The sequence below is a fragment of the Halopseudomonas sp. genome, from assembly GCF_038130085.1.
Classification (GTDB): Bacteria; Pseudomonadota; Gammaproteobacteria; order Pseudomonadales; family Pseudomonadaceae; genus Halopseudomonas.
Genome location: NZ_JAYPMU010000028.1, coordinates 1 through 835, shown reverse-complemented (window position 1 = coordinate 835; position 835 = coordinate 1). Strand labels below are relative to the sequence as shown.

The following is an 835-nucleotide window of genomic DNA, read 5'->3' as shown; positions in this document are numbered from 1 at the left end:
AGGTAAAAAGCATAACAATGCGTAAAACCCACTTAACATTATTGACAATGAAAATATCAGATTCATATATCCTCGATATATCCCTTACTGAGTCTAGATGCGTAACGATTAAGCTAACGGGCGGCCAAAAGCGCAGCTTTTGGACGTCCAGCGAACGAAGTGAGCGGCGGTTGAGCGCATTGTTAGGCGCGCTTTTTGAGGTGATTAACCATTAGCGCCTTGGATGGTGGCGGTAATTGCTGCTGCCCATGCGCCGCGACCGAATAAAACATACCGAAACTCTTTCCCTTGCTTTGTATATATTGACAAAGAATTTGGAAAGATGGACATGAGGCCTAAAAATTTAGTCCAAGCTTTCTCCAAGGACTGAATGTTTGAAATTTCAACCTCGGCAGCGAAGCTCTGAACATTGAGATTGTGAGCTTCAAACACTAAGCGTTGATTGGTTAGATAGAGTTTCCCACCTACTGTTTCTATGTTCTTTTGAAGATTAGCGGGACCTTCTTTTATTATCATTTCCCCAGCGCGCAATGCAGATTTCATATTGTCTATCCCTAGATTTTTTTTGGTATTTACGAGGTGACCGAAAGAGTGCTTAACGTCGCCAACACAGGCGACCGAAACGCAGTGTAGGCCGTCCAGTGCAATGCGCCTCTTTGCATTGCACGATTGTGCTTGGCCTTGTCAAGTGTTGTATGTGTAAAAGTGCCACGTACTTTTACCTGTATTCAATGAATCGTAAAGTTTCTGTGCTTGCTCGTTATCTGTTGCCGTTACCCACGGCGGTTGCAGGAGCTGAGTGCAACACGGTTATTGAATTGACGCAGGAGCATCA

General features: G+C 44.4%; 1 protein-coding gene. It reads right to left on the bottom strand.

Annotation, left to right across the window (positions count from 1 at the left end):
* Positions 1-204 precede the first annotated feature (204 nt).
* Positions 205-543: a GRAM domain-containing protein gene (locus AAFM31_RS15715; RefSeq protein WP_341708853.1), complete on the bottom strand. Its 339-nt coding sequence runs from the start codon at positions 541-543 to the stop codon at positions 205-207.
* Positions 544-835: the final 292 nt, after the last annotated feature.

Coding starts and splice junctions, on each gene's coding strand:
- AAFM31_RS15715 (WP_341708853.1), bottom strand. CDS start 543: ATGAAATCTGCATTGCGCGCTGGGGAAATGATAATAAAAGAAGGTCCC.